Below are 13,336 nucleotides of genomic sequence, written 5' to 3'. Positions count from 1 at the left end.
CCAAGGACAAGACCATGATCAAGACAATGCCTTTCGTGCTACTTAGCCTGTTTTTCAGCCTGAGCGGCTGTGCCAAGGATCGCGGCCTCGCGCCGCCGCCTGATAGCGAACAGGTTACCGTGACGATAAAAGTGCCTCCAGAATTGGAGGCGGAGACCTTGCAAGTGATGTATCGCTCGACTCTTTGCACGTTCACCGATATTAGTGCCAGTGGCAAACGCTATCAGCGAGACGGGTATCAACGCACTGATATACAACCTGTGCGTCAGGGGCAGAGTGATCTTTATCAAGCCAAGCTGCCCATCGAGGGTGGTGGCGCGTGCCAGTGGCGGTTGAGCAATGTGACCTTTGGCGTTGTTTACGCCAATCCTGCTCGCTTTGGCGAGAACGTAACCTACGGTGCGGGAGGAGGTGTCGTCGTGATATTCGACCACAACAATTCGCCACGCGGTAGTGCGGATATAGAAGTGGATGGGGACTTGACGATCACAAAAGATTACTACCCTTGGTTGAGCGAATCCTTTCTTGGTGGTTATAAAAAACGAATCAGCCTTGCGGGTGAAGGCCATATTTACCTGAAATATCAGGCCTTACAGGCACGACAGGTATATTTCGAACCCGTTCTGCATTCTGATTTCGTTCTTTATTCAGTAGGGCCCAAGGTGAAGAAAGAGGGCAATTACAGAACTTTTACTTACCCCGATGGCAGCGTTTTCGCCGATGGTCGCTGGCATCCTAACTTCCTCAGATTGCAGAGCATCCGCCTCGCTGCGCAGGGGAAGCAATGAAACCTATTCTTCTCATGGCGTTATTCACCCTGCTCACCAGCCTGAGCGGCTGCGCCAAGGATCGCGGCCTCGCGCCGCCGCCTGATAGCGAACAGGTCACAGTGACCGTGAAAGTACCGCAACAACCCGGTTCGGCCTGACCGAACCGGGTATGATCAAAATCGCTCAGGGCCAGGCTCTCAACGGAAAAAATGCCGCTCAAGCAAGCTCGGTCGAAATCACCGACCAGACACCGACCTGGCGTCCCCGGCTCTCGAAAAACTCGATCTCGCGCTGAATCCCCGAACTCAGTTCCCACCCCGGCAGATCGAGGATGATCAGTTCCTCCATCATGTCCATGAACAGCGCATCCACCGGCGCCCACAGCTTGCCGATCGCCTGGCTGTCCTTGCCGACAAACGCCAGGTTGATCGGATGGGACATCGATACCTGGCTGAACACCGCGTGCCCGGCCTCGATGATCCGGGCGGCAACGCGGTTGCACTGGATAAAACGCTCATGAACCACGGTGGCGTCGACATGGCTATACGGACAGGCCAGGAAAATCTTGCGCATGAAAAATCTCTCGTCTGATCAATGAATGGCTAAGGCAAGGCATCACTGGAACACGCCTTATCGACCGGATAAGCATCACATCTCATGCCATTTCTTGGTTTTAATGTTGATTTGAAAGTAACTCCCACTTAAATTGGTCATTCTCATCGACACATCCGCCGGCTCGAACCCGATGGCCGGAGCCGGCGTCGTGTGGGGATGATTGTGCATTTCCCCGTTTCCGTGCCGCCGCTCGGCGCACCTTGCCACAAGCCCTTGCGGAGACTGGCTGGCAGCGTGTGCGGCGGTAACAACAAATGCCCATCCAGGTAGCAACCGGAGCCCGCCATGCGTCCCAACGAAAGACGACAACACATCCTCGAACTGCTGCGGCAACGCGAACGGATCTCCGTGGATGAACTGGCCAGGACCCTGCACACTTCCCAGGAAACCATTCGCCGCGACCTCACCGAGCTTGCGGAAAATGGCCAGGTCACCAAGTTCCACGGCGGTGCTTCCCTGCCCCCCAGCGGAGAACACGAAAACGCCTTCCAGACCCGGATGAACGAGTTCTCCCAGGAAAAGCGCGCGGTGGCCCGCTACGCCGCAGGGCTCTATGCCCCGGGCGACAGCATCTTGATCGATACCGGCACCACCACGCTGTTCTTCGCCAGGGAACTGGCCCGCCTGAACCGCATCACCGTGATCACCAATTCGCTGCTGATCGCCGAAGCCATGGGTGTCAGCGGCAATCGGGTGTTCATGATCGGTGGCGAATTCCGCCCCGAATCCAACCAGAACAGCGGCTCCCTGGCGCTGGAACAGATCGCCCGCTTCAACGCCGAACATGCGGTGGTGACCATCGGTGCCTTGAGTGCCGACGGCGCCTTTGATTTCTCCATCGAGGAAGCCGAGATCGCCCGCGCCATGATTGCCCGGGCGCGTTACCTCACGGTGATTGCCGATTCGTCGAAGCTGGGTCGCCGCGCGTTGTTCCAGGTGTTCCCGCTGGAACGTATCGACCGGCTGATCATCGACCGCAAGCCGATCGGCGAATTGGCTGAAGCCCTGGCCAGGGCCCAGGTGGAAGTTCACGAAGCACCACTGTTGCAGCGCACGGAATGGATCTGAAAGTCTGCCTCGATCCCTCTTGTCTTATATGGACAAAAGGGATCGAACAGCTTTATCGCGGCCAGCCGGATCCATGAGTCTGACAATGCCAGTCCCGGAATGACAACTTCACGTATTAACGGTTTTAATTAATCCGACGCGCCCAACAACAAGTCCGACTTGTCTCGTTCAATGCAGCGGCGGCATGCGCTCCAACTGTTTGCGACGGGTCATCCAGACACACGCAAAGATCACCGCGCCCACCGCCATCGACGCCAGTACATACATCTGAGCCACGCGGAAGTCGCTCGGAATGATAAACACACACAACTCGACGGCCAGCCAGACGCAGGCGCCGATCACCACCGGCCATTCCCATTTGCCCAGGGTGAAATCATCGGCGTGATGTACATGCTTGTGCCGTGTGGCGATATACAGGATCACGGTCCCGCTGTAGAGCAAGGCCGGGAACAAGGTCGCGGCGCCCAGCATCTCGGTCAGGGCATCGGGGCTGTTGTAGAAGCTCAGGACCACCAGCACGCTGACCAGCGTGACAAATACCGTTGCCCATGACGGCCCACCCGTGGCGCGTGGCACCCGGCTCAGTTGCTCGGAAAACGGCAGGCGTCCATCACGGGCCATGGAGTGCACCAGCCGGCTGTTGCTGGTCATGATCACCAGGCCGCAGGCGAAGATCGCCACGCAGACCACCACCAGGATGAGCTTGCTCATGGTCTCGCCGAGGGTGATACGGATCACGTCCGCCACCGGCGCCGAGCTCTTGGTCAGCTCCGCCACCTGGTCGCCCAGGCCCATGCTGATCACGATCAGGAAGAAGGTCCCCATCACCCCGCTGATCAACACCGCGTTGGCCATGGCGCGCGGCACCACCTGCTTGGGGTTGTGGGTCTCTTCGGCCATGTTCGCCGCCGCTTCCCAGCCCACCAGGGTAAAGGCGCCGAGCAGCCCGGAGAGCATGAACGGACCGAGCCAGCCGTAATAGTGATCGCTATGGACGATACCGGTGGAAAACAGGTTCGACAGGTTGCCCTTGCCGAAAAAGGTCACCGCCACGCCGATGCCGACGATCAGGCCGATCACCGCGATCACCTCGGCGGCTACCGCCATGTTGTTGATCCTGGTCAGCAGCGGTGTCGACCAGATGATCAGCGCGCCCTGGATCAGGAACACCGCCGCCGCTGTCAGGGCCCCCGCCTGAGGCGTGTAATCGAGCCCCAGCAAGGGAAATAGCGCCACCTGCGCCAGCCCGTAATCCACCGCCACGGCCACCATCATGGTGAACGCGAAACTGGCCCAGCCGAACCACCAGCCCACCACCGGATTGACCAGGCGACTGGCCCACTGGTAGCTGAACCCCGAGAGCGGGATCTTGCTGGCCAGCAGGCCGAATACCAGGGCCACCAGCAAGGTGCCAAGGGTCACGATGGGCCAGGTCCAGATGCCGATCGGCCCGCTGGAGACCAGTACCGAACCGTAGGTTGAAAACAACCCGGTGGTAATCGAGATAAACGAGAACGCCACCGCGAAGGATTCAAACTTGCCCAGCGAACGCTCGAACTGCGCCTGATAGCCGGCGCCTGATTCCAGTGAATGGGTTGCCCCAGCGGCCACAGCTTCCTGTGACCTTGATATAAAGTCAGACATTGGAGTGTCTCCTCAAAGTGTCTTATTGATGTACTTCGCCCTGTTCGACAGGCCGTTCATATAACGCGGCAGTTGCTCGACAGGAGCTGAAACAGACGACGCACTTCGCATGCCATTATCTTTTTTGTTGTGGTTTTGCCTCTTTCAAAACAACGATATGGTCACTTACTTGTGGGAGATCTCCATGAGTACGGACAGCACTTTCCTGGGCGACCTGATTGCGCAGGTCGCCAAAGGACTTGGGGTTCACTCAGCGCCAGTTGCGACAGCGACTGACCGCGTCGGCAAAGGTTTCGCGCCAGGCCAGCGCGGTGGCGACGCCGACCCTGGGATGAAACTCGGTACAGGTGTTGCGCGGGGCAACCAGTTCGCGACCGAGGCCACGGGCCGCCAGCGCGGCGCAGCCGAACGCGGTCAGCTCATCGAAGCGCTGGGTGACGATGCACCGCTGCAGGGCATCGGCGAGGAACTGGGCAAAATAGGGGCTGCGGGCCAGGCCGCCGTCGATGGACAGGCGATCGGTGACGTTGAGGAAGCCCTCCATCGCGCTGATCACCTCGACACTGCGCAAGGCCACGCCTTCCAGCAGCGCCTGGCACATATCCTGGCGTGACGTCCCGGCGTTCATACCGATCCACTGCGCCGCGGCACTGCGGTCCCAATGCGGGCAAGCCAGACCGGACAGCGCCGGGACAAACGCCAGTTGCCGGGAAATCGCCGGCGGCTGGTCAAAGCCGGCCAGCTCGGAAAAGTCCTCGAACAGACCCAGGCGCCCTGCCCACTCGACCGCCGCGCTGGCGTCATAGACACCACCGTCCATGGCATACACCGGCTTGCCGTCGATCTGCCAGGCAATGGTCGCCAACAGGCCCTTTTCCGGCGCGCGAATGATCTGCTCGCCAGTCACGGTCAGGGCAAACGCGCCGGTGCCGAAGGTGATTTTCGCGTCGCCCGATTGCCGGCAGCCGTGTCCGTACAACGAGGCCTGCTGGTCCACCACCGAAGCGGTTACCGGCGTGCTGCCGATCTCGCCGAACGACCCGACCGTGTCGCGGATCGGTGGCAGCGTCTCGATCGGTACACCGAACAAGGCGCAGAGCTGCGGATCCCACTGCCCGCTCGCCAGGTTCATCAATGAGGTCCGCGACGCGGTGGTGACATCCGTGGCGAAGACCCCGGTGAGACGGTCGAGAAAGTAGGCGTCGGTGGTACCCAGGCGCAAACGTCCGGCCGCCAGCGCCTGCTGCGCGGCCGGCAGGTGCGTGAGGATCCAGCCCAGCTTGCTCGCGGAAAAATACGGGTCCAGCGGCAACCCGGCACACTCCAGGGTCAACGCCTCGCCACCTTCGCGGCGCAACTGCTCGATCCGCGCCGAGGTCCGATTGTCCTGCCAGACGATCACCGGTGACAGCGGCTGTCCGCTCAGGGCATCCCAGGCCAGGCAGCTTTCGCCCTGGTTCGCCAGGCCGATGGCGTCCACCGGGCCGGTAGCTTCCAGGCAGCGCTCGATATTGGCCAGCAACTCCAGCGGGTCATGTTCGACCCAGCCCGGTTGCGGATGATGTTGCTGGTGACGCAGCGACAGGAGGATGTCGGCGGCACCATTCTGGTTGACCACCAGCACGCGGGTGCTGGTGGTTCCCTGGTCCAGGGCGGCAATTCGCATGGTTATGCTTTCCTCGGTAATACGTTCAATCATGATCGACGACATCGACGTCCAGGTGCTGGACGCCCGCCGGCCATTTCAAGTGAGCAATAGGGATCAGTACCCGACGCTCGGGCAGACTGGTCAATGAACGGGCCCAGATTTCCTTACCATCGGCCAGCACCCGCAAGCGCCCCTGCGCCGCCTGGCTGACCCGCAACTGCAGATGTTTGAGCCCGCGGGTGGTGCTGGTCGCCAGGCGTTGCGGCACACAGAGCTTGAGCGGGCCATGCACGACAATCGCCACCGAACCGCCAGGGACCGGCAGTTCGCCACGCAAATCCCTGGCCAGCAACTCGGCAACCCGTCGGCCTTCGCGATACGACCAGCCAGCGGTCTCAATCGGTCGCAGCAGGTTGCCGGCGGCGAAATAGGCCGGGTCGGAGCAGCGGGCAAACTGGTCGATCACCGGCCCGCCGCTGCTGCGATCCAGCTTGAGGTGACTCAGGCGTACCAGGCTCGCTTCCGGGACAAAGGCACCGGTCAGCAGGACGCCGTCACAGGCAAAGGTCCGTACGCCGCCATCGGCCAGTTCCACCCGCGCCGACTCCACGCGCCCGGTGCCCTGGATATCCAGCAGCCGCGCGCCGAAATGCATCGGTACACCGCATAACCGCGGGAACAACGACAGCGGCCAGCGCGCCGTGGCCCGGCTATTGGCCTCGATCATCGCCACCGGCCGGATTCCGGCGCGGCGACAACTGAGCACCGACGACAGGCTGACCAGTTCGGTGCCGATGATCAGCGGGCGCTCGAACGGCTTGAGCCGCTCCAGGTAGAGATAGGACTGCAGTGCGCCGGTGTTGATCACTCCCAGCGGCCGGTCGCCGCCGAGCAGGCGCGCCGAGCGCGGGGTCTCCCGGGCGCCGGTGGCCAGCAGCACACGACGGGCCTGGAGTCGCAGGGAGCCCTGGGGGCTGACGATCTCCAGCATCCCGCCATGGCCCAGTTGCGTCACCGTGTGCTTGAGACGAATCTCGACGCCGACTGCCAGTGCCTCGCGGACATTGCGCCTGGCGTAGTCCGGCCCGGACAGAATCCGACCGTACTCGCGCAGGCCGAAAGGCGGATGCCCACAATGGCGCGGAATGCCTCCGGCTTCGGCTTCGCGCTCGATGATCACCACGCGCTGGACACCACGGCGTTTCAAGGCAACCGCCGCGGAAAGCCCCGACGGCCCGCTGCCGATGATCGCGACATCGACCGTTTCAATCTCAGTGAACATGAACGCAACTCCCTGTGGACAGCGGCACGGCGAGTCGGCCCTCGCTCAATTGCGCCACCCGTGCCGAACAATAGAACCCCTGGCAACGCCCCATGCAGGCGCGTGTACGCCGCTTCAATCCGCCCAGGTCACCAGGCGGCAGGGCGCTGTTCAGCGCCGCGCCGATTTCCCGGGCGGTGACCAGCTCGCAATGACAGACCATCTCGCCGTAACCGGGACTCTGGTAGTCCCGCGGCAGGTGTTCCGCCAGGTTCGGTACCTGCGGCCAGAGGACGGTCGACGGTGGACGATGGGAATGTGTCGCGCCATAAAGTTCGAAGACATGCCGGGCGATGCCCAGTGCGGCGGTCAGGCCGGTGGAGCGGATCCCGCCGACGGTGATCCAGTTGCGCTGGGCCACCTGGCGAATGCGGTATTCCTTCTTGTCACTGGCCGGACGCAAGCCGGCGTAGGTGGCGGTCACCGGCATACCGGCCAGGGCCGGAATCCGCTCCACCGCCGCCTCGACCAGTTCCGCCAGCATGTGCCCGTCGAGGCCGGCATGAATGCGGTCGTCCTGCTCCTCGGCGGTTGGTCCCACCAGCAGGTTGCCGAAGACCGTACGGGTCAGCACGATGCCCTTGGTCCGCTCGTTGGGTACCGGCAGGACGATGGTCTGCAGCAATCGCGCGGCAGCCTTGTCGAAGACCACGAACTGTCCCTTGCGCGGATGGATGGTGAAATGGCTTTCGCCCAGCAGGCGCTCTTCCAGGCAGTCGCCGAACAGACCCGCGCAATTGATGACCTGCGCTGCCCGTACAGACCCACGACTGGTCTGCAGTTGCCAGGCCTGGCCGTCGAAATCGCCGCCCTGGACCTCGGTCCCCAGGAGCACCTTGGCGCCATGCAACAGGGCCTGTTGCAAATACCCCAGGGGCGCCGACCAGGGATCGATGAGGAACTCTCCCGGCACTTGCACCGCGCCCAGTGCCTTGTGGGACAGTTCGGGTTCCAGTTGCCGAATCCGTGCTGGCTCCAGCAGTTGCACATCATCGACGCCATTGTCCCGCGCCTGCCGGGCAATACCGTCGAGCTTGTCCAGATCGTCCGCGGTCCAGGCCACGACCATGGCGCCGGTCCTGAGCAAGGGCAGGTTCATCCGCGGGTGGATATCGAGGTACTCGCGGTAACCGGCCTGCATGCAAGCCAGTTCCAGGCTGTCGCGGGGCGCATCGAAGCCGGTGTGCAGGATCGCGCTGTTGCCTTTGCTGGCTCCCGACAGAATATCGCTGGCCTTTTCCAGCAGCAGTACACGGGCGCCCTCCAGGGCGAATCGGCGAGCCATGGCACACCCCACCACGCCGCCGCCGATCACCGCGACGTCGTAGGTATCTGCCTTGTTCGGGAATGCATCAATCATCGTCTTGACCTGTCTCGTAATACGGCATCTTCAATAAGCGGAACAGGTGCAGTGACTATGCCAGCCTCCGTTTTCTTGTGGTTTTGTGGAAAGCGACCGCTCTTATTCGGGCATCCCTGTACCCCTGCACGTGCGACTCCCTGGTAGCCTGGAAAAAGCCGACGTATCAGCAATCAGTCAAAACCACTGGTTTTCTTAATCTCTTCATCAATAGCAAGTTGGCTCGAAGTCATTTAAACCTCTATCTGTGGCTATTTCGCTCTTCGAAAGCCATTCGGGCGGCCGCCTAAATGGTCACCGACTTCAACAACTCAGTCATTTACCAGTCAGTTGCTACGTTGCTACCCAAAAATGCACAACGTTGTTACGAGCGCACTCATCCAGTGCGACATCGCCTGTATCGACCCCGTTTCATCGTGACTCTTCGGAATCGAACATGGGGTTTCAGGACAAATGTCTCCACAACCATCCAAGCATTGTCTTTTCGGCTGATCGGTCATCGAACAGACGATCAGTGACCGAATCAGGCACAAGATATCGGCAACTCAACAATCCAAAAAAATACTGGCACAGTCCCTGCGATTTCCCCCTCCACGAACAACAAACAGGAGGAACCACCATGCGCAACTTTGCAATCATCGAAGCCCCCTCGGTACTGGGTCATATCTCTACCCACCTGGGCGTTGCCCATATGCCCGAGGCGCTGCTCAATGCCGGCCTGGCCACACGCCTGAATGCCCGCCTGGCCGGTCGGGTCGAGTCGCCGCCGTGGCGCATCGAGCGTGATCCGGAAACCCAGATCATGAACCCCCATGCCATCAACGAATACTCGATCAGCCTGGCCGATGCGGTCGGCAAGGTGATGGACAATGACGAGTTCCCGGTGGTGATCGGTGGCGACTGTTCGATCCTGCTCGGCACCATGCTAGCGCTCAAGCGTCGTGGCCGTTATGGCGTGCTCTACCTGGACGGCCATGCCGATTTCTATGAAGCGGACAACAACCCGATCGCCGGTGCGGCCTCGGCCAGCGACCTGGGCTATGCCACCGGTCGCGGCCCGGCGGTGGTGGCCGATATCGAAGGCCAGCGGCCTTTGCTGCGCGACGAAGATGTCGTACTGTTCGGTTATCGTGACGGTGCCATCCAGGCGCGCAATCGCGGCCAGCAACTGCCCAGGGACCTGATGGCGCTGAACCGTCAGGAAGTGCGCATTCTCGGTACCGAGACCGCCGCCGAGGAAGCCGTGGCCCACCTGACCCGCGAAGACGGCCCGGAAGGTTTCTGGATTCACGTCGACGTCGATGTACTGGACCAGGGCATCATGTGGGCCGTGGACCATCCGCAGCCGGACGGTTTCTCCTGGGAAGACCTGGGCACCACCCTGCGCACGGCCATGAGTTCACCCAGGGCCATCGGCATCCAGTTCACCATCTACAACCCCGAGATGGACCCGGGTGGCTTGAGCGGTCGCGGGCTGGCCGCGACCATTGGCAAGGCCCTCGGCCAGTTCGCCAACCGCTAGCGGCCTGTCAGCCAGACAGCAGGGGCGGTGGCATGGGCCGGGCTTATCACAGGACTGCACCATGACCACCGCCGACCGCAGCAATACCGTGCACTACTGGCGCTCGCCGATCCTGCCGGGCGCCGACATGCTCACGGCCCAGTACCGTGACCAGCGTTTCGCGCCCCATTGGCACGATGCCTATACGCTGTCGGTGATCGAAGACGGCGCCCAGCGCTATGACTATCGCGGCAGTCGCTGCGTGGCCGAGGCCGGCGCCGTGCCGGTACTCAACCCTGGCGAAGTGCACACCGGTTCCGCCGCCAGCGAGTCAGGCTGGCGTTATCGGGTGTTCTACCTGCCGGTTCCCTTCGTGCAATCGGTCATGGACGCCGTGGCCGGGCGTACGACGCCTCTTCCCTGGTTTCGCGAAGATATCATTCGCGATCCCGACCTCACCCTGCTGATGGCGGCGGCGCACCGCGCACTGCAGGCCAATATCGATCCGCTGCAAGCCGAGCACCAGTTGCTCCAGGCGATCTCCACCCTGCTGCTGCGCCATGCCGGACAACGCCCGGTGCTGCCGCACCTGCCCCGCGACGAACAGCGTGTGGCGGCCATGCAGCAGCGCCTGCAGGAAGACCTGACCGAACCGGTCTCCCTGAGCGAACTGGCCGACGAAGTCGGCTTGTCGACCTTTCATGCCGCCCGCCTGTTCACCCGGGAAACCGGTCTGGCACCCCATGCCTGGCGCAACCAGGTCCGCCTCAACCGGGCCTTGGAGGGCTTGCGCAAAGGCGTTGCCGCCACCGATGTGGCGACCGACAGCGGCTTTGCCGACCTCAGCCATTTCACCCGGCATTTCAAGAAGGCCTTTGGTGTGCCGCCCGGACGCTGGCGCTGAAGTATTTTTTTCATAATCGCAAGAACGTTCAATCGCACGGCTCGCCCGCTCCCTAGCATTCCGTCAAGACAGGCCATCACGACTCCCTTCGTGCATGCCCCCGGTCCTTCACACGAAAGCTTGGAGAATGCGGCGTGAACAGCCCCCGAAGACCCCATTGGCAAACCACCTTGCTGGACCCGGCGCCCCAGGCCCCGTGCGGTTTCAGATCCCTGAGCACAGCGACGTATCGCGGCTCGACCACGCTCTTTGACAGTGCCCGCGACGTCCGTGACGACTGGTGCCCCGAGCGCGTGCCCTATGCCTACGGCTTGCACGGCACCCCGACCACGCTGGAGCTGGCCAGACGCATTGCCGAACTCGAAGGCGCCAACCACTGCTTTATCACCCCCGGCGGCCAGGCCGCGCTGGCCTTGATCTACTTCGCTTTCTGCAAGAGCGGTGATCACGTCCTGGTGCCGGAAAGCGCCTATGGCCCGAACAACGACCTTGCCCGCGACCTGCTCGCCCGCCTGGGTATCGAAGTACAACCCTACGACCCGCTGATCGGGGCCGATATCGCCGGCCTGCTGCGCGCCAATACCACGCTGGTGTGGTGCGAAAGCCCGGGCTCGGCCACCATGGAGGTCCAGGACATCCCGGCCATCGTCGCCGCGGCCCGCCAGGTGGGGGCCGTGGTCGCGCTGGACAACACCTATTCGGCCGGAGTGCTCTTCGATGCATTCGGGCACGGCGTGGATGTCTCCACCCAGGCCCTGACCAAATACATCGGCGGCCACAGCGACCTGCTGCTGGGCTCCGTCAGCACCTGCAACCCCGAGCACTACCAGGCCCTCGGCCATGCCCGCTCGCTGCTCGGCATGGCCGTTTCCCCCGACGATTGCAGCCTGGCCCTGCGTGGCCTGCAGACCCTCGCCGTACGCCTGGCCCATCTGGAGCAGGCCACCCTCGCCGTCGCCCGCTGGCTGGGCACCCGCCCGGAGGTCGAGCGGGTCCTGCATCCAGCCCTTCCCGATTGCCCCGGACATGAACTCTGGAAGCGCGACTTCAGCGGTTCCAGCAGCGTGTTCTCGGTGGTCTTCAACGAAGCCTTCAGCGGTGAACGGCTGCTGGACTTCATCGACCAATTGCATCTGTTCCGCATCGGCTACAGCTGGGGCGGTGTTACCAGCCTGGTAGCACCGCACTTCAATCTGCGACGGGAACACCGCACCTACGGCGAACGACTCGTCCGTTTCAACATCGGCCTGGAAGCCATTGACGACCTGATCGCAGACCTGGAACAGGCATTCGCGACGCTGCACCTCTGATAGCTGCCATTTGACCCGACCCCAAGGCGCCTTCCGGCCCGCATGCGCGAGCCGGGCCTGCGGCGCCCGTACAAGAAAAACACCTCAGGAGGTTTGAATGAACATGTTGAAATCCACCCTCGGCGCCCTGGTCGCCACCTCGATACTCGGCACCTGCGGGCTGGCCCAGGCCGGTGCGACCCTCGATGCGATCCAGAAGAAAGGTTTTCTGCAATGCGGCGTCTCCGACGGCATTCCCGGATTCTCGGTACCCGACAAGAACGGCAAGCAGACCGGCCTCGATGTCGATTTCTGCCATGCCCTCGCCGCCGCCGTCTTCGGCGATGCGGCGAAAGTGAAGTTCACCCAGCTCAACGGCAAGGAGCGCCTGGCCGCCCTGCAATCGGGCGAGATCGACGTATTGTCGCGCAGCACCACCTGGACCAGTTCCCGCGATACCGCCATGGGCCTGGTGTTTACCGGCGTGTCCTATTACGACGGCGCGGGCTTCATGGTGAACAAGAAGCTCGGCGTCACCAGTGCCGGCCAGCTCGACGGCGCGGCCCTGTGCATCCAGGCCGGGACCACCACCGAGTTGAACGCCTCGGACTTCTTTCGCAGCCATGGTCTGAAATACACCCCGATCACCTTCGACACCTCCGACGAAACCGCCAAGGCCCTGGAAGCCGGGCGCTGCGATGTGATCACCGCCGACAAATCCCAGCTCAACGCCCAGCGCAGCCAACTGACTACGCCGGCGGACTACGTGATCCTGCCGGAAACCATTTCCAAGGAACCCCTCGGGCCGTCGGTGCGCAAGGGCGATGAGGAATGGTTCGGCATTGTGCGCTGGACCCTGTTCGCCATGCTCAATGCCGAGGAGGCCGGTGTCACCTCGAAGAACGTCGAACAGGAAGCCAAGTCCACCAAGAACCCGGATGTCGCCCGCCTGCTGGGCGCCGATGGCGAGTACGGCAAGGACCTGAAACTGCGCAAGGACTGGGTGGTGCAGATCGTCAAGCAGGTGGGCAACTACGGTGAGGTCTTCGAACGCCATTTCGGCAAAGGCACGCCACTGGCCATCGACCGTGGCCTGAACGCTCTGTGGAACAACGGCGGCATTCAATACGCACCACCGGTGCGCTGATTGACCTATCGTCCGGCGGGCCAACCGCCGGGCGATGTTTCTGTTCCATTTTTTCTGGGGCACTACATG

General features: G+C 62.3%; 12 protein-coding genes. 7 read left to right on the top strand and 5 right to left on the bottom strand.

Translation table 11 applies throughout. The features are described 5' to 3' along the window. Nucleotides 1-14 precede the first annotated feature (14 nt). Both HX851_RS01460 and HX851_RS01455 read left to right on the top strand, forming a co-directional pair. Nucleotides 15-788, top strand: coding sequence for a hypothetical protein (locus HX851_RS01460; RefSeq protein ID WP_177064698.1), 774 nt, complete (start codon nucleotides 15-17; stop codon nucleotides 786-788). Beyond that, the gene (locus tag HX851_RS01455) at nucleotides 785-928 is read left to right on the top strand and encodes a hypothetical protein (protein ID WP_177064696.1); all 144 of its coding nucleotides are present in this window, start codon (nucleotides 785-787) and stop codon (nucleotides 926-928) included. Before HX851_RS01460 ends, HX851_RS01455 begins: the two co-directional genes overlap by 4 nt. A 58-nt stretch (nucleotides 929-986) precedes the next feature. Here HX851_RS01455 and HX851_RS01450 read toward each other — a convergent pair whose 3' ends face one another. Beyond that, entirely contained in the window at nucleotides 987-1,343 is a 357-nt protein-coding gene (locus HX851_RS01450) for a DUF1937 family protein (protein ID WP_177064693.1), read from the bottom strand. Between the two features lie 327 nt (nucleotides 1,344-1,670). Here HX851_RS01450 and HX851_RS01445 point away from each other — a divergent pair, with 327 nt between their 5' ends. Then, nucleotides 1,671-2,453, top strand: a complete 783-nt coding sequence (locus HX851_RS01445; protein ID WP_177057155.1) for a DeoR/GlpR family DNA-binding transcription regulator — start codon at nucleotides 1,671-1,673, stop codon at nucleotides 2,451-2,453. Nucleotides 2,454-2,621: 168 nt separating this feature from the next. Here HX851_RS01445 and HX851_RS01440 read toward each other — a convergent pair whose 3' ends face one another. The 4 genes from HX851_RS01440 to HX851_RS01425 form a co-directional block, all read right to left on the bottom strand. Continuing rightward, nucleotides 2,622-4,097 (bottom strand): amino acid permease, encoded by a 1,476-nt coding sequence (locus tag HX851_RS01440; RefSeq protein WP_177064691.1) that lies wholly within the window; start codon nucleotides 4,095-4,097, stop codon nucleotides 2,622-2,624. 250 nt (nucleotides 4,098-4,347) lie between these two features. Next, nucleotides 4,348-5,763: a glycerol kinase gene (locus HX851_RS01435; RefSeq protein ID WP_177064689.1), complete on the bottom strand. Its 1,416-nt coding sequence runs from the start codon at nucleotides 5,761-5,763 to the stop codon at nucleotides 4,348-4,350. A 25-nt stretch (nucleotides 5,764-5,788) separates the two neighbouring features. Then, nucleotides 5,789-7,027 (bottom strand): NAD(P)/FAD-dependent oxidoreductase, encoded by a 1,239-nt coding sequence (locus tag HX851_RS01430; protein ID WP_177064687.1) that lies wholly within the window; start codon nucleotides 7,025-7,027, stop codon nucleotides 5,789-5,791. Further along, on the bottom strand, nucleotides 7,017-8,426 hold the full coding sequence (locus tag HX851_RS01425) for an NAD(P)/FAD-dependent oxidoreductase (RefSeq protein WP_177057159.1): 1,410 nt from the start codon (nucleotides 8,424-8,426) through the stop codon (nucleotides 7,017-7,019). The genes HX851_RS01430 and HX851_RS01425 overlap by 11 nt, the downstream gene beginning before the upstream one ends. Before the next feature lie 619 nt (nucleotides 8,427-9,045). Here HX851_RS01425 and HX851_RS01420 point away from each other — a divergent pair. From HX851_RS01420 to HX851_RS01405, 4 genes are all read left to right on the top strand, one after another. Continuing rightward, the gene (locus HX851_RS01420) at nucleotides 9,046-9,948 is read left to right on the top strand and encodes an arginase family protein (RefSeq protein ID WP_177064685.1); all 903 of its coding nucleotides are present in this window, start codon (nucleotides 9,046-9,048) and stop codon (nucleotides 9,946-9,948) included. 61 nt (nucleotides 9,949-10,009) lie between these two features. Continuing rightward, nucleotides 10,010-10,831, top strand: coding sequence for a helix-turn-helix transcriptional regulator (locus HX851_RS01415; RefSeq protein ID WP_177057161.1), 822 nt, complete (start codon nucleotides 10,010-10,012; stop codon nucleotides 10,829-10,831). Nucleotides 10,832-10,965: 134 nt separating this feature from the next. Next, nucleotides 10,966-12,141 (top strand): cystathionine beta-lyase, encoded by a 1,176-nt coding sequence (locus HX851_RS01410; RefSeq protein ID WP_177064683.1) that lies wholly within the window; start codon nucleotides 10,966-10,968, stop codon nucleotides 12,139-12,141. A 97-nt stretch (nucleotides 12,142-12,238) separates the two neighbouring features. Continuing rightward, complete coding sequence (locus HX851_RS01405) at nucleotides 12,239-13,267, top strand: amino acid ABC transporter substrate-binding protein (protein ID WP_177064682.1); 1,029 nt, start codon at nucleotides 12,239-12,241, stop codon at nucleotides 13,265-13,267. The last annotated feature ends 69 nt before the right edge of the window (nucleotides 13,268-13,336 follow it).

This window comes from Pseudomonas gingeri (assembly GCF_013385635.1).
In the GTDB taxonomy this organism is placed as follows: Bacteria; Pseudomonadota; Gammaproteobacteria; order Pseudomonadales; family Pseudomonadaceae; genus Aquipseudomonas; species Aquipseudomonas gingeri_A.
Note: the sequence above shows the minus strand (reverse complement) of the source record. Positions and strands in the feature narration are given on the sequence as shown.

What these genes read in the sequence shown, in the direction of transcription:
- HX851_RS01460 (WP_177064698.1), top strand. Translation starts at nt 15, where the DNA reads ATGATCAAGACAATGCCTTTCGTGCTACTTAGCCTGTTTTTCAGCCTG.
- HX851_RS01455 (WP_177064696.1), top strand. Translation starts at nt 785, where the DNA reads ATGAAACCTATTCTTCTCATGGCGTTATTCACCCTGCTCACCAGCCTG.
- HX851_RS01450 (WP_177064693.1), bottom strand. Translation starts at nt 1,343, where the DNA reads ATGCGCAAGATTTTCCTGGCCTGTCCGTATAGCCATGTCGACGCCACC.
- HX851_RS01445 (WP_177057155.1), top strand. Translation starts at nt 1,671, where the DNA reads ATGCGTCCCAACGAAAGACGACAACACATCCTCGAACTGCTGCGGCAA.
- HX851_RS01440 (WP_177064691.1), bottom strand. Translation starts at nt 4,097, where the DNA reads ATGTCTGACTTTATATCAAGGTCACAGGAAGCTGTGGCCGCTGGGGCA.
- HX851_RS01435 (WP_177064689.1), bottom strand. Translation starts at nt 5,763, where the DNA reads ATGCGAATTGCCGCCCTGGACCAGGGAACCACCAGCACCCGCGTGCTG.
- HX851_RS01430 (WP_177064687.1), bottom strand. Translation starts at nt 7,027, where the DNA reads ATGTTCACTGAGATTGAAACGGTCGATGTCGCGATCATCGGCAGCGGG.
- HX851_RS01425 (WP_177057159.1), bottom strand. Translation starts at nt 8,426, where the DNA reads ATGATTGATGCATTCCCGAACAAGGCAGATACCTACGACGTCGCGGTG.
- HX851_RS01420 (WP_177064685.1), top strand. Translation starts at nt 9,046, where the DNA reads ATGCGCAACTTTGCAATCATCGAAGCCCCCTCGGTACTGGGTCATATC.
- HX851_RS01415 (WP_177057161.1), top strand. Translation starts at nt 10,010, where the DNA reads ATGACCACCGCCGACCGCAGCAATACCGTGCACTACTGGCGCTCGCCG.
- HX851_RS01405 (WP_177064682.1), top strand. Translation starts at nt 12,239, where the DNA reads ATGAACATGTTGAAATCCACCCTCGGCGCCCTGGTCGCCACCTCGATA.